This window comes from Rhizobacter sp. P3_B12, assembly GCF_056402895.1.
Genome location: NZ_JBFUGN010001572.1, coordinates 1 through 844 on the forward strand (window position 1 = coordinate 1; position 844 = coordinate 844).

Here is an 844-nt window from a genome sequence, read left to right on the forward strand (position 1 = left end):
GGCTCGCGCGGCAGCACGCGCACGGCTTCCTGGTCGGACATGGTCTTGACCAGCGTCACGCGGTTGATGCCGTCGGCATAGCGCAGCGCGGCGCGCGACAGGTTCACGAGGCTCGCGATCTGCTGCGCGGCCTGCACCGCGCGCGGCTCGAACTCGAGCGCGCGGAAGGTCTGCACCCACGCGAAGATCCCGCCGGTCAGCAGCACGGCCAGCAGGAAGAAGGTGCGCCAGAAAAGGCTCAGCGCGACGGCATTGCGGGCCATCCGTCTTTAGGCGGTGCCGTCCGGAACGAAGACGTAGCCGACGCCCCAGACGGTCTGGATGTAGCGCGGTTGGGCCGGATCGGGCTCGATCATCTTGCGCAGGCGCGAGATCTGCACGTCCAGGCTGCGGTCGAAGGGCTCGAACTCGCGGCCGCGGGCCAGCTGGGCCAGCTTGTCGCGCGACAGCGGCTGGCGCGGATGGCGCACCAGCGCCTTCAGCATCGAGAACTCGCCGGTGGTCAGCGCGATCTGCTCGCCGTCCTTCGACAGGCGGCGCAGCGCCAGGTCGAACTCGAACGGGCCGAAGGTGACCGTCTGCGCATCCTTGGCCGGGGCGCCCGGGGCTTCCATCGCCGGGCGGCGGCGCAGCACCGCATGGATGCGGGCCAGCAGTTCGCGCGGGTTGAAGGGCTTCGGCAGGTAGTCGTCGGCACCGACCTCCAGGCCGACGATGCGGTCGACATCCTCGACCTTGGCCGTCAGCATGATGATCGGCGTCACGTCGCTCGCGGCACGCAGCCGGCGGCAGATCGACAACCCGTCTTCGCCGGGCAGCATCAGGTCGAGCACGATCAGGTCGA

The 844-nt window shown here is 69.7% G+C and carries 1 protein-coding gene and 1 pseudogene; both read right to left on the bottom strand.

The window, feature by feature from the left end:
* Positions 1-263 (bottom strand): annotated as a pseudogene (locus tag AC1D01_RS36940) (two-component sensor histidine kinase); the annotation flags it as partial.
* 6 nt (positions 264-269) lie between these two features.
* Positions 270-844 (bottom strand): osmolarity response regulator transcription factor OmpR (gene ompR, locus AC1D01_RS36945; RefSeq protein WP_477874814.1); only part of this gene is annotated, 575 nt, incomplete at its 5' end.